Here is a 1,363-nt window from a genome sequence, read left to right on the forward strand (position 1 = left end):
CAATTTATCCGCCACTTCGCCAATGCGTTTCCCGTTATGTGCCATTTTTGAATGACAATGCGAATAGATACAGACAAACAAATGAATTTACTTAGTGATAAGAACGTTGCAATAATTGGTGGTGGACCCGTTGGACTGACTATGGCAAAATTATTACAGCAAAACGGCATAGACGTTTCAGTTTACGAAAGAGACAACGACCGAGAGGCAAGAATTTTTGGTGGAACCCTTGACCTACACAAAGGTTCAGGTCAGGAAGCAATGAAAAAAGCGGGATTGTTACAAACTTATTATGACTTAGCCTTACCAATGGGTGTAAATATTGCTGATGAAAAAGGCAATATTTTATCCACAAAAAATGTAAAGCCCGAAAATCGATTTGACAATCCTGAAATAAACAGAAATGACTTAAGGGCTATCTTGTTGAATAGTTTAGAAAACGACACGGTTATTTGGGATAGAAAACTTGTTATGCTTGAACCTGGTAAGAAGAAGTGGACACTAACTTTTGAGAATAAACCGAGTGAAACAGCAGATTTGGTTATTCTTGCCAATGGCGGGATGTCCAAGGTAAGAAAATTTGTTACCGACACGGAAGTTGAAGAAACAGGTACTTTCAATATACAAGCCGATATTCATCAACCAGAGATAAACTGTCCTGGATTTTTTCAGCTATGCAATGGAAACCGGCTAATGGCATCTCACCAAGGTAATTTATTATTTGCTAACCCCAATAATAATGGTGCATTGCATTTTGGAATAAGTTTTAAAACACCTGATGAATGGAAAAACCAAACGCAGGTAGATTTTCAAAACAGAAATAGTGTCGTTGATTTTCTTCTGAAAGAATTTTCCGATTGGGACGAACGCTACAAAGAATTGATTCATACGACGTTGTCATTTGTAGGATTGGCTACACGGATATTTCCTTTAGAAAAGCCTTGGAAAAGCAAGCGCCCATTACCCATAACAATGATTGGGGATGCCGCACATTTGATGCCGCCTTTTGCAGGGCAGGGAGTAAATAGTGGGTTGGTGGATGCCTTGATATTGTCTGATAATCTAGCCGATGGAAAATTTAATAGCATTGAAGAGGCTGTTAAAAATTATGAACAGCAAATGTTTATCTATGGCAAAGAAGCACAAGAAGAATCAACTCAAAACGAAATTGAAATGTTTAAACCCGACTTTACGTTTCAGCAATTGTTAAATGTATAAAATGGAATAAAACGGCACATAACAAACAAATTGGCAATAGAGCCGGTGAAGTACTTCTATTGAACTTTTGTGCAATGTTGAAGATTAGTAATTCTATTCAACATTTGTGCTAAAAGTCGGCTCCATCGCCAATTTGCCAAACGTT

General features: G+C 37.6%; 1 protein-coding gene. It reads left to right on the forward strand.

Annotated features, from left to right (window positions below; all coding sequences use genetic code 11):
- Positions 1–51 precede the first annotated feature (51 nt).
- Entirely contained in the window at positions 52–1,218 is a 1,167-nt protein-coding gene (locus tag ACVFVN_RS14700) for a tetracycline-inactivating monooxygenase Tet(X2) (protein ID WP_008651082.1), read from the forward strand.
- Positions 1,219–1,363 lie beyond the last annotated feature (145 nt).

This window comes from Soonwooa purpurea (assembly GCF_053891095.1).

Bases quoted from the DNA above. Each gene is read 5' to 3' on its own strand.
- ACVFVN_RS14700 (WP_008651082.1), top strand. From the start codon at position 52: ATGACAATGCGAATAGATACAGACAAACAAATGAATTTACTTAGTGAT.